12 protein-coding genes are annotated in these 19,139 nt (G+C 64.5%); 2 read left to right on the plus strand and 10 right to left on the minus strand.

Annotated features, from left to right (window positions below):
* Positions 1-90 precede the first annotated feature (90 nt).
* The gene (locus J2X57_RS08955) at positions 91-372 is read right to left on the minus strand and encodes a hypothetical protein (protein WP_197056550.1); all 282 of its coding nucleotides are present in this window, start codon (positions 370-372) and stop codon (positions 91-93) included.
* A 161-nt stretch (positions 373-533) separates the two neighbouring features.
* Between J2X57_RS08955 and J2X57_RS08960 the strand changes: the two genes are divergently transcribed.
* Positions 534-743, plus strand: coding sequence for a hypothetical protein (locus J2X57_RS08960; protein ID WP_036115595.1), 210 nt, complete (start codon positions 534-536; stop codon positions 741-743).
* Here the strand turns inward: J2X57_RS08960 and J2X57_RS08965 are convergent.
* The 6 genes from J2X57_RS08965 to J2X57_RS08990 form a co-directional block, all read right to left on the minus strand.
* Positions 718-1,152: a hypothetical protein gene (locus J2X57_RS08965; RefSeq protein ID WP_036115597.1), complete on the minus strand. Its 435-nt coding sequence runs from the start codon at positions 1,150-1,152 to the stop codon at positions 718-720. The two genes, J2X57_RS08960 and J2X57_RS08965, sit on opposite strands and share 26 nt — an antisense overlap.
* A 77-nt stretch (positions 1,153-1,229) precedes the next feature.
* Positions 1,230-1,910 carry a basic secretory protein-like protein gene (locus J2X57_RS08970; RefSeq protein WP_036115599.1) on the minus strand — a complete coding sequence of 227 codons (681 nt, stop codon included), beginning with the start codon at positions 1,908-1,910 and terminating at the stop codon, positions 1,230-1,232.
* A gap of 182 nt (positions 1,911-2,092) precedes the next feature.
* Positions 2,093-4,528 carry a GH92 family glycosyl hydrolase gene (locus J2X57_RS08975; protein ID WP_309866024.1) on the minus strand — a complete coding sequence of 812 codons (2,436 nt, stop codon included), beginning with the start codon at positions 4,526-4,528 and terminating at the stop codon, positions 2,093-2,095.
* Positions 4,529-4,553: 25 nt separating this feature from the next.
* On the minus strand, positions 4,554-5,933 hold the full coding sequence (locus J2X57_RS08980; RefSeq protein ID WP_309866888.1) for a glycoside hydrolase family 125 protein: 1,380 nt from the start codon (positions 5,931-5,933) through the stop codon (positions 4,554-4,556).
* Between the two features lie 53 nt (positions 5,934-5,986).
* Positions 5,987-8,674, minus strand: coding sequence for a glycoside hydrolase family 2 protein (locus J2X57_RS08985; protein ID WP_309866027.1), 2,688 nt, complete (start codon positions 8,672-8,674; stop codon positions 5,987-5,989).
* A complete protein-coding gene (locus J2X57_RS08990; RefSeq protein WP_308846112.1) occupies positions 8,671-11,289 on the minus strand; it encodes a TonB-dependent receptor in 2,619 nt (872 codons plus the stop codon). The genes J2X57_RS08985 and J2X57_RS08990 overlap by 4 nt, the downstream gene beginning before the upstream one ends.
* 723 nt (positions 11,290-12,012) lie before the next feature.
* Here J2X57_RS08990 and J2X57_RS08995 point away from each other — a divergent pair.
* The gene (locus J2X57_RS08995; protein ID WP_309866030.1) at positions 12,013-13,668 is read left to right on the plus strand and encodes a DUF3300 domain-containing protein; all 1,656 of its coding nucleotides are present in this window, start codon (positions 12,013-12,015) and stop codon (positions 13,666-13,668) included.
* A 44-nt stretch (positions 13,669-13,712) separates the two neighbouring features.
* Here the strand turns inward: J2X57_RS08995 and zwf are convergent, their stop codons facing one another.
* The 3 genes from zwf to ybaL all read right to left on the minus strand — a co-directional run bounded on the left by zwf (position 13,713) and on the right by ybaL (position 19,124).
* A complete protein-coding gene (zwf, locus tag J2X57_RS09000) occupies positions 13,713-15,566 on the minus strand; it encodes a glucose-6-phosphate dehydrogenase (protein ID WP_309866035.1) in 1,854 nt (617 codons plus the stop codon).
* A complete protein-coding gene (locus J2X57_RS09005) occupies positions 15,563-17,389 on the minus strand; it encodes a glycoside hydrolase family 15 protein (protein ID WP_309866038.1) in 1,827 nt (608 codons plus the stop codon). The genes zwf and J2X57_RS09005 overlap by 4 nt, the downstream gene beginning before the upstream one ends.
* Positions 17,390-17,465: 76 nt before the next feature.
* Entirely contained in the window at positions 17,466-19,124 is a 1,659-nt protein-coding gene (gene ybaL, locus J2X57_RS09010; RefSeq protein WP_309866041.1) for a YbaL family putative K(+) efflux transporter, read from the minus strand.
* Positions 19,125-19,139 lie beyond the last annotated feature (15 nt).

Here is a 19,139-nt window from a genome sequence, read left to right on the forward strand (position 1 = left end):
CCGGAGTGGCGCACCCTGCAGGTCCAATGTGACATCGGTATCGACCGGGGCACAGATCGCCACACGATCTATGCCGTGCGGACGAGGGCGTCAGACCGGAGCGTCAGCCACGGCGAAGGGGAGCACGCCCGGTTCCCGGCCTTCCGCCTGGCGACGCGGCGGGGCCTGACGCGGTACGGATGGCGAGGTGCGCCCCAGTGTGATGTTCTTGGAAGCGCGGACTTCGCGATTGGCGAATGTCCAGATCTCACCCGTGGCCGTGATGAACACCGTCCAGTACAGATCGGACTCCGGGCCATAGTCGAGCAGGAAATGGGCAAATCCCTCGCCTTTCGGCGTATTCATGGGCAGCGGCGGATTCAGTTGCAGCATAGGGCTTCTCCTCGTGCCATGGATTTACAAGGAGGCGCCGTCGTGGGCGGGTGAACGTGTCGTGGGTCACGCGTCACCGTACGCGAACAGCATTTTCCTCGCCGGGCCCGCTAAAATGCACCGGACACACAGACAGCCAGTTCACCAGGGGTAACCAGCGCGTGCAGTCACGTAATTTCCGGGTATCGGTCGTCCAGCCCGGTGGCAAGCTCGCCATCGAGGTCGAATTCAATGAGAAAGTGCATGGCCTTTCCGGCGACACGCTATGGCTGTCCCTGGAGGATGACACCCGTGTGGAGGACGCCGAAGCGCTTCGCGCGCTGCTGGAGCGGGTGGGTCACCGCATCACGGTAACGAACGTACGCTCCTGACCGGCGCGCTGGCACCGTCCTTAACGGCCACCGCCAGCGGCACCACGGTCGGCAGCAGCCGGTGGTTGGTGCCATGCACCTTGCCGCAACCCATGCATTCGCGCGTCGTCCCAAGCCCGCGGCGTGCCGCCCGCGGAGACGCCAGCAGGCAGCCGCAGACGTAGCAACCCGCGATGACGCCGCGGTCCCAGAGGCGCAGCCTCAGCAACTGGATGGCAGCCGAGCCGACGGCCACGAAAAGACCGCCGGCGAAGAGCCAGGCGGGCAGATTGGAATAAAGAGACACCAGTCCAAAATCGCCCGGCGTCTGCTGGGCGGCCCGGGTCACGCCAGCGGCCAACGATCCCGTACCGAAGGCGAGAAGGCTCGGCATGAACAGTCGAAGATACATACGCCCGGCGTAAGACATGTCTGAAAACCCTCCCCCGCCGGCCCTTCCGGCGCGAGGAGAGTGTCGTTACGGGGGTCTAGCCGCCGTGAATGGGGTCAGATGCCAGGCGACGCGGTGTACTGCGCCCATAACGTATCGACATCCGCGCCCGTCAGCTGTGCCCAGGTCTGGTCGGTGTACGACCGCCCGCGCAACGCCGCGTCAAGACCCTGCACGGTTCCCGCGTGATGCTCCTCGACCCACACGAGGAACCGGGCGGTGATGCGGTAGCTGTCGGTGTAGTTCTGCCCGGGGGCGTAATCGGGTAGCGACCAGCCCGCGGCCGCGTTGTTCACCCCATAGCGGTTACGCGCGTAATCCGCGATACCCTCGACCAGCCATCCGGGAATATTCTGCTGCCCATAGTCCTGCACGATATGCATCGACTCATGTGTGACCGTATCGGTGTCGTTCGGATTCGCGATCATGTACGCCGCGCCGTACGTCTCGGTCGCATTAGCCGTCGCGGCCACGCCGTCGTAGGACGGATCGAGGACGATGTTCACCGTCTTCGACGTATTCGGATTGAAGTCGGCCGCTTCTTTGGGATAGATCGTGAAGAAGGTGCTTATCATGGTATCGACGGTGGACTGCGCGATGCCCGAATTCTTGTCGGTCACGGTAAGCGTGTAACCGTTCTGCTGATACGAGTTCACCGTGTCGGCAAATGTGGGCCCCGCGGCGACGAGCGAGGCGATGATGAGCGCGCGAGCGCCGAAGCGCTTCGATGGCTGCATGAGCGTGACTCCTGCGTTGTAGGGTCGTTCGATGGTGGACCCATGGCGCGGGATGTTTCGGTGCAGGTGTCACACTTTGCGGTTTGGACGTCTATACATACGTGAAGATTACGAATGACATGGGGCGCTTCCACAAGCACCCCATCGCCATCACGGTCGCTCCCGCCGTTAGCGGCAAAGCCTTACGCGCTGGGGGCGCTACCAAAGGATGGTGGGCGGTCCGCAAGCGCCTTGCCGAATTCGACGTTGGGCTTATCCCCCATCGCGAAGCTCAGCGTGCCGCCCGCCTCGAGGTCCTTGTGGGCGATCCAGCTCTTCGTCCACGGCTTGCCGTTCCACGACACCGACTGGATATACGGGCGCCCGGGTCCGTTGTCTTTCGCCTCGATCACCAGCGTGCGGCCCGCACCCACCTGCACTTCCGCACGATCGAGCAGCGGGCTGCCGAAAACGTAGTGGGTGCTGACGGGATCCACGGCATACAGACCCATCGAGCTCATGATGTACCACGCGCTCATCTGGCCACAGTCTTCGTTGCCCGGAAGGCCATCGGGCTCCGGCAGGTACATGGTCTCGAGCAGCATGCGCACGCGCGCCTGGGTCTTGTGGTGCGCACCGGTGTAAGCGTACAGGTAGGGCATGTGGTGCCCCGGTTCGTTGCCAAAGGCGTACTGGCCCACCATGCCGGCGATATCCGGCGGCGCGTTTTCCGGCAGCGTGGGATCGGCATTGAACAAACCGTCGAGCTTGGCCTCGAACGCCTGCTCACCACCGAACAGCCGCATGTAGTTGTACAGATCGTGCTGATTGAGGAACGTAGCCTGCCAGGCATTGGACTCGGTGAAATCGCGCCAGCGCTTCGAATGCCCGATGGCGATGGGATCGAACGGCTGCAGCCATGAGCCGTCTTCCGCACGCGGACGAACGAACTGCATGTCCTTGTCGAACACGTTGACGTAATTCTGCGAGCGCTTGCGCAGCAGCTTCGCCTCGTCGGCGTGACCCAGAGCGTCGGCCATGTGCGCTACCGCCCAGTCGTCGTACGCGTACTCGAGCGTCTTGCTGGCGGCCTCGCCTTCCTTGTCGCTGGGAATGAAGCCGAGCTTGCGGTAGTACGTCAGGCCGAAGTAATCGTCCTGCATGGCACGACGCTGGAACACCGGCCAGGCCTTGGCGTAATCGATACCCTTGAAGCCCTTGGCCTGCGCCTCCGCTACGACCACGGCGGAGTGATAACCGATCATGCAGACCGTCTCGATCCCCTGCAGCGGCCAGACCGGTGCGCCACTGGGGCTTTCCACCGCGAGACGGACCAGACCGTCGACCAGGTCGGGTACGCGATCGGACTGGTAGAGCGTGAACAACGGGTGCTCGGCCCGATAGGTATCCCACAGTGAGTACGTGCTGTAGTTGTGCCGCCCCTCAGGCAACGTGTGCACGGCCTTGTCCATGCCACGATAGCGCCCGTCGAAGTCGCTGAAAACCGTGGGCGCCAGCATCGTGTGATACAGCGAGCTGTAGAACGTCCGCTTGATCTTGTCCGACGACGATTCGATGCGGATCTTCGACAGTTCCTGGATCCACTCGGCCTCGGCCGACGCGCGAACACCGTCGAAGTCCCAGCCGGGAATCTCGTTGTCCAGGTTGCGCATCGCGCCGTCGATGTCCACGCCGGAGATACCGACCTTGACCAGCAGGGGCTCGGATGAGGCCTTGTCGAAGTGCAACGCGGCCTTGAGGTGATTGCCCTTCGCCGTCGTCGACCCCTTGGGCAGCGCCTTGTCCTCGTCGTACAACGTGACGCTGGCGGCGGGACGCGACAGCTTCATCGCGAAGTAGATCACCCGGCCGGAGGCCCATTGCCATACGCGACGACCGCCGACCAGCGTGTCGTTACCGACCAGGGTCAGCTCGGCATCGGTCACGTTGGCGGGCTTGTCCATCGCATCGCCGTAGCCATGCGCCAGATCGAACAGAATGTGCGCGTCGCCTTCCTTGCCGAACGTATAACGATGGATGCCGGCGCGCAGCGTCGCGGTCAGTTCGGCGAGGATGTCGAAGCGGGTGAGCTTGGCGCGGTAGTAACCCGGGTGGGCCTGCTCGCCGGTGTAGTGCGAGCGGTAACCCTTTACGCCACTGCGATAGCCCTTCTCGGGCTTACCGTCGCCCTGCTTCTTCGCATCGAAGCGCGATACGTAATTGACGCCGTCGAAATCGCGGTCGCCAGGCTGCAGCAGCACGGGGCCCATCGAGGGCATGACCAGGAAATCGAGCATGTCGGCCGCACCGGTACCGCTCAGGTGGGTGTGCGAGAAGCCCATGATCGAGCCGTCGCCCTGGTGGTAACCGGACGAACCATCCCACTGCGCGTTGTACGTGTCCGGGCTCAGCTGGACCATGCCGAACGGTCGGGTGGCACCGGGATAGGTGTGACCGTGACCGCCCGTGCCGACGAAGACGTCGACGTAACGCAAGACGCTGTCACCGACGGTGCCGCCGCCGGATGGTGGCGTTTTCAGGCTTTCTTGTACGCCACCGGCCAGCGCGGTGAGGGAGCCTAGCTGACCGATGGCGGTGAAGGCAGCCATCCCTTGCAGAAAACGTCGACGGTTGACCATGAATCGCTCCAGCTCGGATGTCGCGTCAGACGCGACGCAGGGTGTCGGGGTGCTTGTCGGCGAGATGAACGATCAGCTCACCGAAAAGGGTGTTGGCCCACGCGAACCAGGCTCGCGTGAACTTCTTCGGATCATCCTGATCGAAGGCTTCGTGCATGAAGCCACTACCGTTGTGCGTGGTCTTGAGCCAGTGCAGGCACTGCCGGATTTCAGCCGCGTCATCCGTCGTGAAAGCCTTCATCATGATCGACATCGGCCAGATCATACGCAGACCTTCATGCGGACCGCCGATGCCTTCACCGGCCGTGCCCTTGAAGAAATACGGATTGGCCGTGCTCCAGACGCGCTGACGCGTGCGTGCATAGCGAGCATCATGCTTCGCGCTCTCCAGGTACGGCAGCGCGAGCAGGCTGGGCACGTTGGCGTCGTCCATGAACAACTGGTTGCCATAGCCGTCGACTTCGTAGGCCCAGAAATCGTCCTGGCCGTCGTGCATCACGCCGTACTTTTCGACTGCCTCCTCGACCTCGTCGGCCAGCGCATTGGCCTCGCTGGCGAACGCCTGGTCACCGAACAACGTGCCGTGCATCTGTGCAAGGCGACGCAGCGTCACCACCGCGAACAGGTTGCCGGGGATATTGAACGGATAGACCGTCGCATCGTCCGAAGGGCGGAACATGGCGTGGATCATGCCGACCGGACGCGTCGGCTGACCGTAGCCATCGAGGAACTGGCTCTCGGTCGGCTTCGGCGACGGGCGCTGAAACTGGTACTGGCCGTGACCGTCCTTGCGCTGCTGTTCGCGGAAGGTCGTCACGATACTGCGTGTGGCGGCGCGCCACGATTCGTCGAACGGCTCGCGGTCGCCCGTGGTCTGCCAGTAGCCATGTGCGAGGCGTACGGGGTAGCAGAGCGAATCGATCTCCCATTTGCGCTCGGCCACGCCGGGACGCATGTCGGTGATGTCGGCCTGCGCCCAGTCCATCTTGCTCTTGCCCTTGGTATCGGGCAGGAACGCGTTGGCATAGGGGTCGATGAGTATGCAGCGTGCCTGGCGGCGGATCAGGCCACGAAACAGCTTGCGCAGCCCCTCGTCTTTCGGGGTCAGCGGAAGATAAGGCCAGACCTGCGCGGACGAGTCACGCAGCCACATGGCGTCGATATCGCCGGTCACCACGAAGGTATCTTCGTAGCCGTCCAGGCGGCCGAGCTCGACCGTGGTGTCCAGCGTGTTCGGGAAGCAGTTCTCGAAGATCCAGGCGAGCTCGGGATCGGCGATTTTCTTCTTCGTCGCGGCGATGAGGTGTTCCACCGCATCACTGGTGAACTTGCGCTTGCCCACCGGTGGACGCTGACTGGTGAAGCGCGACGCAGCGGCGGCGCCCATGCTCATGCCCCCCATCATCGCGACGCCCGGTGCGAGCGAAAGCCATTTCATCACATTGCGACGGGAGGGATTCACGGCGTGGTCTCCTTCAGGGCATCGACGAGCGAGCGAACGGTAATCGCCCGGCGAAGGGCTTCGGTATCGGTGCTGCCATCGACCTCGATGTCGATGCTTTCACCGGGCAACAGGTCGAACGCGTTCTGCGAAAGACGGACGTCGATATCGCCCGTATCGACCCAGACCGCGCGGGCAAGACGTTTCGCGCTCACCGTCAGCACCAGGCCGTGTGCGCCATCATGCAGTGACGTGGTCAGCTCCGGCGTGGGCAATGCCAGCGTCCGGGCGGCGCCGAAATACAGGAGGTGATGCGCCGCGGGCTTGCCATCCTCCAGCAGATCGAAGGCGGCGACCGTCTTGCGCGGATCGGCGCCCTTGAGCAGCGTCGCATCGTCCACGGTCGCCGCCCGGGTGCTGGACAGCGCCGTCGCGTGCACAGGAATACGGGTCTCCCGCAGCAGCTTGCCGCCCATGTCGTAGACACGAGTGCGCAGGACGGCGTCGAAGTCGCTCGCGCGGTCGGACACGGCGAAGACATCCGTCTTACCATCACGACGCAGCGGCACGACATCCACCGGCGCATAGAAACGCTTCGCGTGGAACTGCAGCGCCTTCCAGCGGTTGAAGTAGTCGACGCTGGCCCAGGACGCGCCCGGCCACACATCGTTCAACTGCCAGTACAACGTACCCATGTTGCGCGGGCGGGCGCTGCGCAGGTGCTCGGCGGCCAGTTCGATCCCTTCGGCCTGCATGACCTGACTGAGGTAGACGAACGACGGGAAATCCTTCGGTTCGCCGTACTCCTGGCGGATGTACAGCAACAGACGCTGGTTGCCGTCGCCGTTGGCGAACTTCTGGTGCGCGCGCATCACCTTCGACTCCGGCTGCATGTCCTCCGGCTGGGCGAAGGCCTTGATCGTGGCCATCACCGGGAAGGACTGCAGACCATATTCGGACTGGAAGCGCGGCGTGATGTCGAGGTAGTGCGAGATAGGCTCAGAACCCGACCACACTTTCCAGTAATGCACGTCGCCGTCGGTCTCGACATTGGCCGGACCGTCGAAGTCCGTGCTCGGCGAGCTGGCCCAGTACGGCACCTGCGGCGACAGATCCGACACGACCTTGCGCAGCGTCTTGTCGAAGATCGTACGCATGCCGTCTTCGACCTTCTTCACTTCATCGGCGTTGACGAATTTCTGGAAGTCGATGCGATCGGGCCATTCCTCCCAGCCCGTCTGCACTTCGTTGTTACCGGCCCAGAGTACGATCGAGGGGTGATCGCGCAGGCGCGTGACCTGCTCCTCGGCTTCGATGCGGGTGCTCTCGCGGAACGCATCGTCGTACGGCGTCACCGCGCCGCCGAACATGAAGTCCTGCCAGATCATCACACCCAGACGGTCAGCCGCCGCGTAGAACGCGTCGTCCTGGTAGGTGCCGCCGCCCCACATGCGCAACATGTTCATGTTGGCGTCCTTCGCGGATCGAAGGATGGCTTCCAGCCGCTCGCTGGAGACGCGCGAAGGGAACGCATCGTATGGAATCAGGTTGGCGCCCTTGGCGAAGACCGGCACGCCGTTGACGACAAAGGCGAAGCCCCTGCCCCACTGGTCCTTGTCGCGACGCAGCTCGACCTTGCGCAGGCCGGTTTCGCGATCGGCCCCGGCAACCGTCGATCCGCCGGAGTCGACGCTGGCGTGGAACCGGTAGAGATTCGGTTCGCCGTAGCCGACCGGCCACCAGCGTTGCGGATGGTCGATGCTCAGCGGCACCCCGACGTGGTTCTCGCCGGCCTTCAGGGCGACCTCACGCTGTTCGCTACCGGTCTTGCCGTCCGGCCCGGTCCACTCGACCTTGAGGGTGACCGCGCCCGCCTTGTCGGCACGCACGTCGAGTTGCGCGTCCAACCTGGCCACGTCCGCTTCGACCTCGGTCTGAGCGATATGGAAGTCGGCGACGCGGAGGTCATCCCAGCTTTCCAGGCGCACGGGGCGCCAGATACCGAGCGTGACGTAACGCGGACCCCAGTCCCAGCCGTACTGGTAGTTAGCTTTGCGGACGTAGTTGGAGGTCTGCTTACCCTTCGGCTCATCGCCGAAGGACGAATCGAATTCGCCCGGCAACGCATACGGCTGCTTCAGCAGCCACGGCTGCACGCGTGCGATGGGGGACTGCAGGTGCACGGTGAGCGTATTGCTTCCCGCGTGCAGGGTGTTCTTTACCGGCAGGCGCCAGCGGCGGAACATGTTGTCCGCCGAGAGCAGCTTCTTACCGTTGAGGCTGACCTCGGCGAAGGTGTCGAGGCCGTCGGAAACGAGGTCGACGTGACCGCGCCTGAGCGTGGCCGCGTCGACGTCGAAGCTGAGCTGGTAGTCCCAGTCGGAGAGGCCGATCCATTGGAGGCTGGCCTCGTTGTCGCGCCAGAACGGGTCGGGGATGTTCTTCCGGGCGAGCAGGTCGGTCTGGATCGCGCCGGGGACGGTGGCGGGTTGCCACTCATCCAGCCGCTCGCACGATGACGTGCATTGCCTAAGTCGTTTCAGCTGGGCTGAGGGTTCGCCAGCAGGGTTGGCTCCCGCCGGCGTGGCGGTATGGGACAGACGGAATTGCCAGCCGACGGAGAGGTCTCTCTCCGTCGGCGTGGCCGCGCCGGCGGCGCCGACGACTAGCCAGGCCGCCAGTGCCAGCGACGCGCGGGGCGTCACAGCTTGAAGCCCATCGTCACCATGTAGGTGCGGCCGTTCTTGTATGCGTTGAGCGGCTGGGCCGGCGTGTTGTTGTAGACCATATACGTCTCGTCCAGCAGGTTGGTGGCGTCGAGCGAAAGGCGGATATGGTCATTTAGCTGATAACCCACCGTCGCGTCCAGTTCACGGAAGATGCCCGTGATCTGCTGCGACTGGAGCTGGGCGATCGACGTGAAGTACGACGAACGCCAGCTATAGGTCAGGCGCGCGCTCCACGGACCCTGCTCGAAGAACGGCGACAGGTTGAACGAGTTCTTCGAGTTGTACGGCAGCGGGAAATCGTTGCTGGTGTCCGCGTCGGAGTAGGTGTAGTTCGCCAGCATGCCGAAGCCATACGCGAAGTTCTGCTGGTAGGTCAGCGAGGCACCCTTGACCTTGGCCACGCCGGCGTTAGTCGGCACCTGCATCTGGTACACGTCGTCGTGCTGCTCGGTCAGGTTGTACTGCGTCTGGGCGACGTTGGTATTGAGGATGTAGCCCGAGATGCGACGGTAGAACAGCTCAGCGGACAGCACGCTGTTTTCCGAGAAGTACCACTCGGCCGAAGCGTCGTAGTTGGTCGACTTGTACGGCTTGAGGTCGATGTTGCCCGCGGAGCCGGTCAGGGTACGGTCGTCCAGTGCCACGTACGGGGTCATTTGCTGATAACGCGGACGCGCGATGGCCTTGGCCGCGGCGAAACGCAGCGTCACGTCTTCGGCGGCGTCGAACGCGATGTTGAACGACGGCAGCCAGTCGTGATACGCGCTGCGCTTGTTCACCGCGGCGTAATTGCCGTTGCCGATGCTGTTGTAACCGTCCACCGTGTCACGCGTGCGGAAGTAGCGCGCACCGATGTTGCCGCGATAACCGTCGCCAGCGAAGTCGCCCTGCACGTAGAACGCGCGGTTCTGCTCGGCGATGCTGTACGTGGCTTTCGGGTCGAGCGACGTGTTCGTGACCAGACTCGACACATAGGCCTTCATCAGGCCCGGATCGATCGTGGTCCAGTTGCCCATGTTGCCGGCCGAGTCCAGCCCGTCGAGGTAGCCGCCCGGCGTGCCGCCGTTGGCAAGGTCGGCGAGGCTGGTGCCTGCGTAAGCCGTGGCCGGAATGTTGGCCGTGTATGCGTCCTGACCATCCAGATGATTGGTCGCCTTGATGCCGACCGAGATCTGGTTCAGCGGACCCCAGGCGACGTCGTGCGAGAAGTCGAACTGGAAGTAACGTTCGCGGTCGTAGCTCGGTGCGTAGCTGTAACCGGCACCGTGAGCGAGCGCGGCGGACGGGTTGTCCGGGCTGTTGTAGTTGATCTGCGGATGCTCGCCGTCGAGCGCGTAATTGAAGCCGCCGAAGTTCTGGAACTGCATGTTCCAGATGCCATCCGAACCGCCGGTGGAGCCGGTGTAACCGACCTGGCTCGACGCCGTCCAGCCGTCACCGAACCAGTCGGCGCGAAGGTTGGCCACACCGGTGTTCACCGTCGAATCGCGCTCGTAACCGTCCAGATAGGTCGACGTGTTCGCGTCGTAGCTACCCGTGGTCGCGACACCGTTCTGGAAACCGAGTGCCGTCGCATTAGCCGCCGAACCGGACCATTCGCCGTAATGGCTCTGGTTGAAGTTGTTGAACTTCTCGGTGACGTAGAGGCCGGTGAAGTTCAGCTCGAATGCATCGTTCGGCTTCCACTGCAGACCGGTCGACACGCCGTCGCGCTTGCGGCGCTGCTGGAACCACGCGGTATTGACGGCGGTCGGGTAGACGCCCTGCTGGTTCGGCGACACCACGGCCGGATTGAACTGGTGGTCCGGGTTGGTATCGGTCGGATCGTTGACGCGCTGGTAGCCGAAGACTTCGGTGCCCTGGCGGTCGATGATCTTGTCGGAGTGCATGATGGAGCCAAGCACGCCGAAGGTGTTGTCCTGGTTCTTCCAGCTGTAAAGCACCGACGCGTTCGGCTTGCCCTTGTCCGCGCGATCGTTGTAACCGTAGCTCACGGTACCGGTCAGCGTGTTGGCCTTGAGATCCAGCGGACGACGCGTGTTGACGATGACGGTACCGCCAATCGAGCCCTCGTCGATGTTCGCCTGCGGCGTCTTGTAGACCTGCGCATTACCGATGATTTCCGAGGTCAGCAGGCTGTAGTTGAACGAGCGGCTGTCGGGATTGTTCGGATCGGACGTCCAGTTGGTCGAGGCGACGGTCTGGCCGTTGAGCAGCAGGCGGTTGAGCGCCGGATCGGTACCCAGGATGCTGACCTTGTCGCCTTCGCCGAAGTTGCGGTCGACGCTGATACCGGGCAGATGCGAGAGCGATTCGGCCACGTTGGTGTCCGGGAACTTGCCCACGTCTTCGGCCGAGATGGCGTCGACGATGGAGTCGGCGTTGCGTTTCAGGTCGAGCGACTTCTGCAGGCTGGCGCGAATGCCAGTGACCGTCACGGCGCCCAGGTTGGCGGCGTCCTGCGGGTTGGCGTTCGGGTCAGCCGGCTTGGCGGCATCGGTCTTCTTCGTCGTGCTGGCGGCCGGGGCGGGGGAAGCCGCGTCCTGTGCGATCGCGTTGCCGGTGGCCAAGAGGCCGGCGAGGATAGCCATGGAAAGTACGCTGATGCGGGGGTTCACATCGTTCTCCTGAGGAATGCCTGGTGTTTTCGCGAGACGCACGACACCGCGCGGGCTATTGCCCGCGTTGATCGTCATGCGTATCGCCGGATTTCTTTCTGCCCTGCGCCCTGTCGCCGATGCGCCGCCTTCCGGCCCTGCGCTGATCGCGCTCATATCGCGATTGCAACGGTATTACCGAACGGATTTTTAGGGGCCGCTGACAACGTTGTCAACCGCTTTTTTAACTCGATCTAAAGTCATACAAATCAGCACAAGTCGTTGTCTTGAAAGCATTTAACCGAATGACGAAAATACTGCACTGCGGTATATCTCAAGAGTCATTTGGATCGATCCATGCACTTTTCAGCCCGGGTCGCGCTCACGAGAAACGGCGCTGTGACGCGGTTTTTATCGAACGGAACGTTCGGCGCCGCGCGCGGTCGACGCGATGGCGTCGCTTTGCTGCACTGCAACCAGAAATGCGACGGATTCCACACGTCGGCAGGATCGCTGGACCGCGAATTTGGACGATTCAAGCGCGCGACTTTGCGGAAAACACCGGTTAAACCCGCAGTTTCTCGCGAAGACCGACGGGCGCATGAACGGGTTCCTCGCAACCGCGCATCGAACCGGCGACAGACAGCGACCAGTCACCCTTCCGGAACGAATCTGCTGGCGACACGTCGGCCCCCCGATTTTCTGCAAGGACCTCCCATGAAGCGCGTGAGTCTGCACCTCGTCCGCACCACCCTGCTTTCCGCCTCGCTGGTCGCCGCGCTCGGCGCCTGCAACCGCACGCCGCCCGACGAGGCGCCCGCCGCTGCCAGCGCGCCGGCAGCGCCAGCCAGCGCCGCACAGGCTACGGCCGATCCCGGCTATGCGCGTCCTACGGCCGACCAGCTTTACGCGCTGGTGTCGCCCATCGCCCTGTTCCCTGACAAGTTGGTCGCACTCACACTCGCCGGCTCGACGCATCCCGATCAGGTCGATGCCGCACGCGGTTTCCTGGACAGCAATCGCAACCTCAACGGCGGAGCGCTCATCGACGCCGCCGACGCTCAACCGTGGGATCCAAGCGTGAAGTCCCTCGTGGCCTTCCCCGCCGTGCTCGATCAACTGGCGAACAACCGCGACTGGACCGCCGCGCTCGGCGACGCTTACGCCAACGAGCCGACCGACGTACTGAATGCGATCCAGGTGATGCGCGACCGCGCACAGTCGCATGGTTCTCTGAAGAGTTCGTCGCAGCAGATTGTCCAGGTCGACGAGGCGCCACCCGTGGACGAAGCTGCGAGCGTGGCCTCGATCGTTCCCGCGCCCGCCCGCACGATCGTCATCGAGCAGGCGCAATCCGATGTGGTCTACGTGCCGCAGTACGACCCCGACGTGGTTTACGGCGAACCGGTGTACTCCCGCGTGTACCGCACGCACTGGTACGAAGCGCCCGCCACGCGTGGCGACGTCGTCACCGCCGGACTGGTGTCCTTCGGCGCGGGCATCCTGGTGGGACAGCTGTTCGCCTCGCACGATCATTACGACCGTCCGCACGGCGGCTGGAACGAGTGGAACACCGCGTGGGGACGTGGGCCGCGGGGCGACTATCGCGGTCGTCCCGCCGTGGTCTACGACAACCACCCCTATGTCGTGAATCGCACCACGATCAACCGCACCGTCAACAACACCTACGTCAATCGTCCGGTGAACATCGACAACCGCCACGACAACGACAACGTCGCGATTCACAACGCGCCACCCCAGGCTCAGCAGCGAGCGCCGCAGCGTCCCGACTTCGACCACATGCAGCGCCCGAACTTCACGGCCGCCATGGCGCATCCGACCGCAGCGAACGAACGACCGGCGCTTCCGCCTCAGGCGCGGCCGGGCCCGTCAGCGCCGCAGGCTTTCGCCCGGCCTGAGCAACAGCCGCCCATTCACGCCATGCAGCACGAAGACCCGCGCGTCGCCAACGTGCATGCCGTCGGCGCCCGTCCGCAACCCTTCGACGACCGTCATGCGCAAGCCGCCGAAGCGCCACGACCCGCTGCGTTCCAACACTCCGCGGAAGCGTCGCGACCGGCCCCGACACCTCGCGTCGAGCAGCCGAGGCGTCCGGAACCGGCGTTCCAGCAGGAAGCCCGCCCGCAGGCTCAGCGGGAACCGCAGGTGGAGCGGGAGCCGCGGCCGCAGCGGGAGGCGCAGCCGCCGCGTGAGGCGCAGCCGCAGCGTGAGCCTCTGCCGCAGCAACGCAGCGAACCACCACGTGAGCGTCCCGCGCCTCAGCAGCACCAGCAGCAAGCCGCGCAGCATCCGCAACCCCGGCACGAAGATCACGCGCCGCCTGCGCACCACGATCACGACAAACACGACTGAGCAAAAAAAGCCCCGGATTGACCGGGGCTCGTGATGACGTCGGTTTACTGCTTACGTGGTCGCTTCGCAGCCGCCGCCCTGGTGGGCGACGCCTTACGCGCGGCGACCGCCCGCTTTGCGGGCGCTTTTTTCGCCGTCGCCTTTTTGACCGCGACCTTCCGCGCGGAGACGGTCTTCTTCGCCGGCGCCTTTGCCACCGCCGCCGACTTGCGCGCAGGCGCCGTCTTCTTCACCGACGTCGCACGCAACGACTTCTTCGCCGCCGCGCGCTTCTTCGTGGCGCGACCTTCCGCCGACTTCGTCGACGAAGGCAACACGTCCGATTTCGGCTTGGCCGTACGACGCGCGTTGAGCTCAGCCGCCGAGTTCAGCGGACGCCACGAGCGACCGCCCATGGCCAGGAGCGTGTCCGACGAGGCCGGACCCGCGCTGCCCGACGCATAGTTCGGGAAGTCCGCCGGCGTGCGCTGCGCCCAGTCGTCGAGAATCGGCTGCACCGCGCGCCAGCAGGCTTCGACCATGTCGGCGCGCTGGAACAGCGTGGCGTCACCGGTCATGCAGTCATACAGCAGCGTTTCGTAGCCCACGTTCGGCTCGGCGCGGAACCAGTCCGCGTACTTGAAGTCCATCCGCACCGGCGCGAGTTCCACGCGCGGGCCGGGACGCTTGACGTCGAACTGCAGCGAGATGCCTTCATCCGGCTGGATCTGCAGTACGAGCCAGTCGGGACCGAACGCATCCATGCCCGTGCCACGGAACGGGGCGAAGGGCGCGGACTTGAAGCGGATGGCGATTTCCGTCGTGCGACGACCCATGTGCTTGCCGGTGCGCAGATAGAACGGCACGCCCGACCAGCGCCAGGTGTCGATCGACAGCTTCATGGCGACGAAGGTCTCGGTGACCGAGTCCGGCGCGACGTTGGGCTCGTCGCGGTACGACGTGGCCAGTTCGTTGTTCACCGCGCCCGGACCGTACTGGCCGCGGACGGCGTCTTCCGGCTGGATCGGACGGATGGCTTCGATGGTTTCCGCCTTGCGCGTACGTACGGCTTCCGCGTCAAAGGAGGTCGGCGGCTCCATCGCGACCATCGCCAGCAGCTGGAACAGATGATTGGGCACCATGTCGCGCAGCGCGCCGGTCTGCTCGTAGAACGAGCCACGACGCTCGACACCGACGGTCTCGGCCACGGTGATCTGCACGTGGTCGATGCGGTCGCGGTTCCAGATCGGCTCGAACAGGCCGTTGGCGAAACGGAACGCCATGATGTTCTGCACCGTCTCCTTGCCGAGGAAGTGGTCGATGCGATAGATCTGGTCTTCGCGCAGCACCTTGAGGATGCGCTCGTTCAGCGCGTGCGCCGAGGCGAGATCGTGGCCGAATGGCTTTTCGATGATGACGCGGCGCCAGAACTCGCCGTCGGCACCGCCGTCGTCCACGAGGCCGGCGTTTCGCAGCTGTTCGATCACGTCGCCGAAGAAGCGCTCGGGCGTGGCGAGGTAGAACAGCACGTTGCCCCGGGTGCCGCGACGCTTCTCGGCATCGCGCAGCTTGACCGCCAGGCTCTGGAACGCCGACAGATCGTCGAAGTCGCCCGCGTGGTAGGTCATCTGAGAGCTCAGCCAGCCCCAGGCGTCTTCGTCGAGCTTGCCGCCGCCATTGCTGACGTACTTCTCGAGCGACGTGTGCAGGCTCTTGCGCCAGGCGTTGTCGGTCATCTTGCCGTGGTTGAAGCCGATGATCGAGAAGTTATCGGACAGCAGTCCGGTGCGGCGCATGTTGTAGAGCGCGGGAACGACGAGGCGGCTGGTGAGATCACCGGCGGCGCCGAAAATCACGACGGTACACGGGTCGGCCGGGTGAGCGCGCGAGGTAACGCGCTTCGTGGGGGCGGGGCTCATGCACGGACTCCTTGGGGATGTTGGGCTTCGGGGGTGGCGTGGATGTCGGCGGTCGCGCTGTAACCATGCGCCAGGCTAAAGGCGGCATTAATCAACGCGACGTGCGAAAAGGCTTGTGGGAAATTGCCCAACAGCCGTTTCGACCGTGGATCGTACTCCTCCGCGAGCAGTCCGAGGTCGTTCGTGAGGCCGATCAGACGCACGAAAAGCTCGCGCGCCTCGTCCAGGCGCCCCAGCAGGACATAGTTTTCCACCAGCCAGAAACTGCACGGCAGGAACTCGCCCTCGCCCGGCGGCAGCCCGTCGACGCCGCTGCGTGTGTCGTAGCGGCGTACGAACCCATCGACCAGCAGATCCTCTTCGATGGCCCGCACCGTCGCGACGATCCGGGGATCGTCACGCGGCAGGAAATCGGTGAGGGTGACGATCAGCAGGCTGGCATCGAGTTCTCTGGAGCCATACGACTGCACGAAGCAACCGCGCTCGGGATCCACGCCTTTGGCGAGGATGTCGGCCTTGACCTCATCGGCGATGGTGCGCCATCGCTGCGAAAATGCCGGGTCACGGCCTTCGCGGTTTTGTTCGGAAGCCCGCTGGAAGGCCAGCCACGCCATGACCTTCGAATGGACGAAGTGGTGCGGCTCGCCGCGGATTTCCCAGATGCCTTCGTCGGGATGGCGCCAGATGCTGGCGAGATGCTCGAGGAAGACGTTCTGCACCTCGTCGGCCTCGGGCTGCATCGCGACACCGTGCTTCACCGCGTGGGAGAACGCACCCACCAGCTCACCGAAGATATCGAGCTGAAACTGGTTCGAAGCCGCGTTGCCCACGCGTACCGGCTTTGCGCTCTCGTAACCGTCCAGCCAGTCGAGTTCGTATTCCTCGAGGCGGCGCTCACCGGCGATCCCGTAGAGCACCTGGAGCTGGTCCGGCGACCCGGCCACCGCGCGTCGCACCCAGTCGCGCCAGGCACTGGCTTCCTCGTGGTAGCCCGCGTTCACCAGCGCGGAGAGAACGAAGGTGGCGTCGCGGGCCCAGCAGAACCGGTAATCCCAGTTACGCTCGCCGCCGAATTGTTCCGGCAGCGATGTCGTGGGCGCGGCCACGATGCCGCCCGTGGGGAGATAGCTGAGGCCTTTGAGGACGACCAGCGAGCGGCGGACGATCTCACTCCACTCGCCGGCGCCATTGCAGCGCCCCGACCAGTCTTCCCAGAAGGCCAGCGACTTCTCCAGCGCGTCGTAAGGATCGATTGCTTCGGGAGGGGACAGATGCGACGGGCCCCAGGCCATCACGAAGGGAATGGAATCACCCCTGGACACGGCGAAGCGGGCCACGCTGTGCATCCCTTCCCCTTCGACCGAGACGGGACTGCGGACGACCAGCATGTCCGGCCCGGCGACCGCCGTCACCGTCCGCTCGTCGACCCGCGTCACCCAGGGCATGGCGTTGCCGTAGTCGAAGCGGATGGTCAGCACGGCCTCGAAATCGACCCGGCCTTCGACGCCCTCGACGATGCGTGTCACCCCGACCTGGTCACCGGCGAACGGCATGAAGTCGATCACGCGGGCGACACCGGTGGCCGTGCGCCATTCCGTTTCGAGGATCAGGGAGCCGTCGACGTAGCCGCGCCGGACCGTGGCATCCGGGTCGGCGGGGGCGATGCGCCAGCGCCCGTTGTTCTCGTTACCCAGCAAGGCGGCGAAGCAGGCGGCGGAGTCGAAACGTGGCAAACACAGCCAGTCGATCGATCCGTCCTTCGCCACCAGCGCCGCGCTGCGGCAGTTGCCGAGCATCGCGTAGTCTTCGATCCGGGATGCCATCGTGTCCTCGTCGCCAGCCGGTAGTCCCTTTTACGGTAGCCAGCGACGCGTTAGAACGACGTATCCGAGGCCGGCTTCAGTGCCCCGATGCCGCCCGCTGCGGGAGCGACGCGTTGAACATGCTGTGGGCCACTTCCTGCTCGCCGTAGATGACCTGCGTGGCACCCATGCCATCCATGTGAGCCACACATTCTTGCGAATGGGCACGCGCGACGATCGGCAGGTCGGGGCGCAACGCACGCGCCGCACGTACCACCTGCCCCCCTTCGAAGGGATCCGATACCGCCACGATCAGGGATCGCGCGCCGGCAAGGTTGGCCTCGGCCAGCACGAGCGCGGCGGCCGCATTGCCGATGACGATCTCGGCACCGTGCTGCTCGCGCAGTTCGCGCACGGCGTCTTCGTCGGTCTCGATCACGAGCGTACGCGTACCCGTGGCCTGCAACTCGGCGAACACGCGGCGACCTACCCGGCCGAACCCGACCAGCACGGTGTGACCCGCCAGCGATGGATCGGTGTGCTCGTCCGGCGCATCGCGGTCATGCCGCGCGATCCACCTGTCGAGCGCACCGAACAGCAGCGGATTGACCAGGATCGAGACGATGGCCGCGGCGAGCAGAATGTCTCGCGCCTCCTCGCTGAGCAGATGCAGGGATACGCCCAGCCCCGCCAGGATGAAAGAGAACTCGCCGATCTGGGCGAGACTGGTCGCGATGGTCAGCGCGGTCTTCTTCGGGCGACCGAATGCACGAACGATGGCGAACGCGGCGACCGACTTGCCGATGATGATGATCAGGCAGGCGGCGAGGACGATCCACGGCTGCTCGACGAGGATATGCGGGTTGAACAGCATGCCGATGGAAACGAAGAACAGCACCGCGAAAGCGTCGCGCAGCGGCAGTGTTTCTTCCGCGGCCTGCTGCGAGAGCTTGGACTCGCCCATCATCATGCCGGCGAAGAACGCGCCGAGTTCGAAGGAGACGTCGAACAGGTGCGCCGCGCCGAAGGCGATACCGAGGGCGATGGCGAGAACGGCCAGACGGAAGAGTTCACGCGAGCCGGTGCCGGAGACCGCCTGCAACGTCCATGGGATCACGCGTTTACCGACGATCAGCATCAGCGCCACGAAAACGATGACCTTGCCGATGGTCCAGGCCACGGTCTCGGCCAGCGCCATCATGCTCGGCGGGTGATCGCCCTGCTCCGCCCCGAGAAAGCCGCCGATGGCGGGCAGCAGGACCAGCGCCAGCACCATGGCCAGGTCTTCGACGATCAGCCAGCCGACGGCGATACGTCCGCGGTCGCTGTCGAGCAGGCGACGTTCTTCCATCGCACGGAGCAGCACCACCGTACTGGCGACGGAAAGCGCGAGACCGAAGACGAAGCCCTGCGCCACCGGCCAGCCAAGACCCCAGCCAAGCAGCATGCCAAGGCCGGTCGCCACGCCCATCTGCACCGCGGCGCCGGGGATGGAAATCGCCTTCACCGCGAGCAGGTCCTTGAGCGAGAAGTGCAGACCCACGCCGAACATCAGCAGGATCACGCCGAGGTCGGCGAGCTCCTGAGCGATGCCCGCGTCGGCTACATAGCCCGGGGTGAACGGTCCGGCGACCACACCGGCGACGAGGTAACCGGCCAGCACCGGAAGTCGCAATCGGTGAGCGATGGCGCCAAAGATAAAGGCGAGTACGAGACCACCGACGATGGTGGCGATGAGTGGCGTGGCGTCGTGCATGGGCATCTCCTGGGC

Source organism: Luteibacter sp. 1214, assembly GCF_031455395.1.
In the GTDB taxonomy this organism is placed as follows: domain Bacteria; phylum Pseudomonadota; class Gammaproteobacteria; order Xanthomonadales; family Rhodanobacteraceae; genus Luteibacter; species Luteibacter mycovicinus.

Bases quoted from the DNA above. Each gene is read 5' to 3' on its own strand.
- J2X57_RS08970 (WP_036115599.1), bottom strand. From the start codon at position 1,910: ATGCAGCCATCGAAGCGCTTCGGCGCTCGCGCGCTCATCATCGCCTCG.
- J2X57_RS08990 (WP_308846112.1), bottom strand. From the start codon at position 11,289: ATGGCTATCCTCGCCGGCCTCTTGGCCACCGGCAACGCGATCGCACAG.
- J2X57_RS08995 (WP_309866030.1), top strand. From the start codon at position 12,013: ATGAAGCGCGTGAGTCTGCACCTCGTCCGCACCACCCTGCTTTCCGCC.
- ybaL (WP_309866041.1), bottom strand. From the start codon at position 19,124: ATGCACGACGCCACGCCACTCATCGCCACCATCGTCGGTGGTCTCGTA.
- J2X57_RS08980 (WP_309866888.1), bottom strand. From the start codon at position 5,933: ATGATGGGGGGCATGAGCATGGGCGCCGCCGCTGCGTCGCGCTTCACC.
- J2X57_RS08955 (WP_197056550.1), bottom strand. From the start codon at position 372: ATGCTGCAACTGAATCCGCCGCTGCCCATGAATACGCCGAAAGGCGAG.
- zwf (WP_309866035.1), bottom strand. From the start codon at position 15,566: ATGAGCCCCGCCCCCACGAAGCGCGTTACCTCGCGCGCTCACCCGGCC.
- J2X57_RS08965 (WP_036115597.1), bottom strand. From the start codon at position 1,152: ATGTCTTACGCCGGGCGTATGTATCTTCGACTGTTCATGCCGAGCCTT.
- J2X57_RS08975 (WP_309866024.1), bottom strand. From the start codon at position 4,528: ATGGTCAACCGTCGACGTTTTCTGCAAGGGATGGCTGCCTTCACCGCC.
- J2X57_RS09005 (WP_309866038.1), bottom strand. From the start codon at position 17,389: ATGGCATCCCGGATCGAAGACTACGCGATGCTCGGCAACTGCCGCAGC.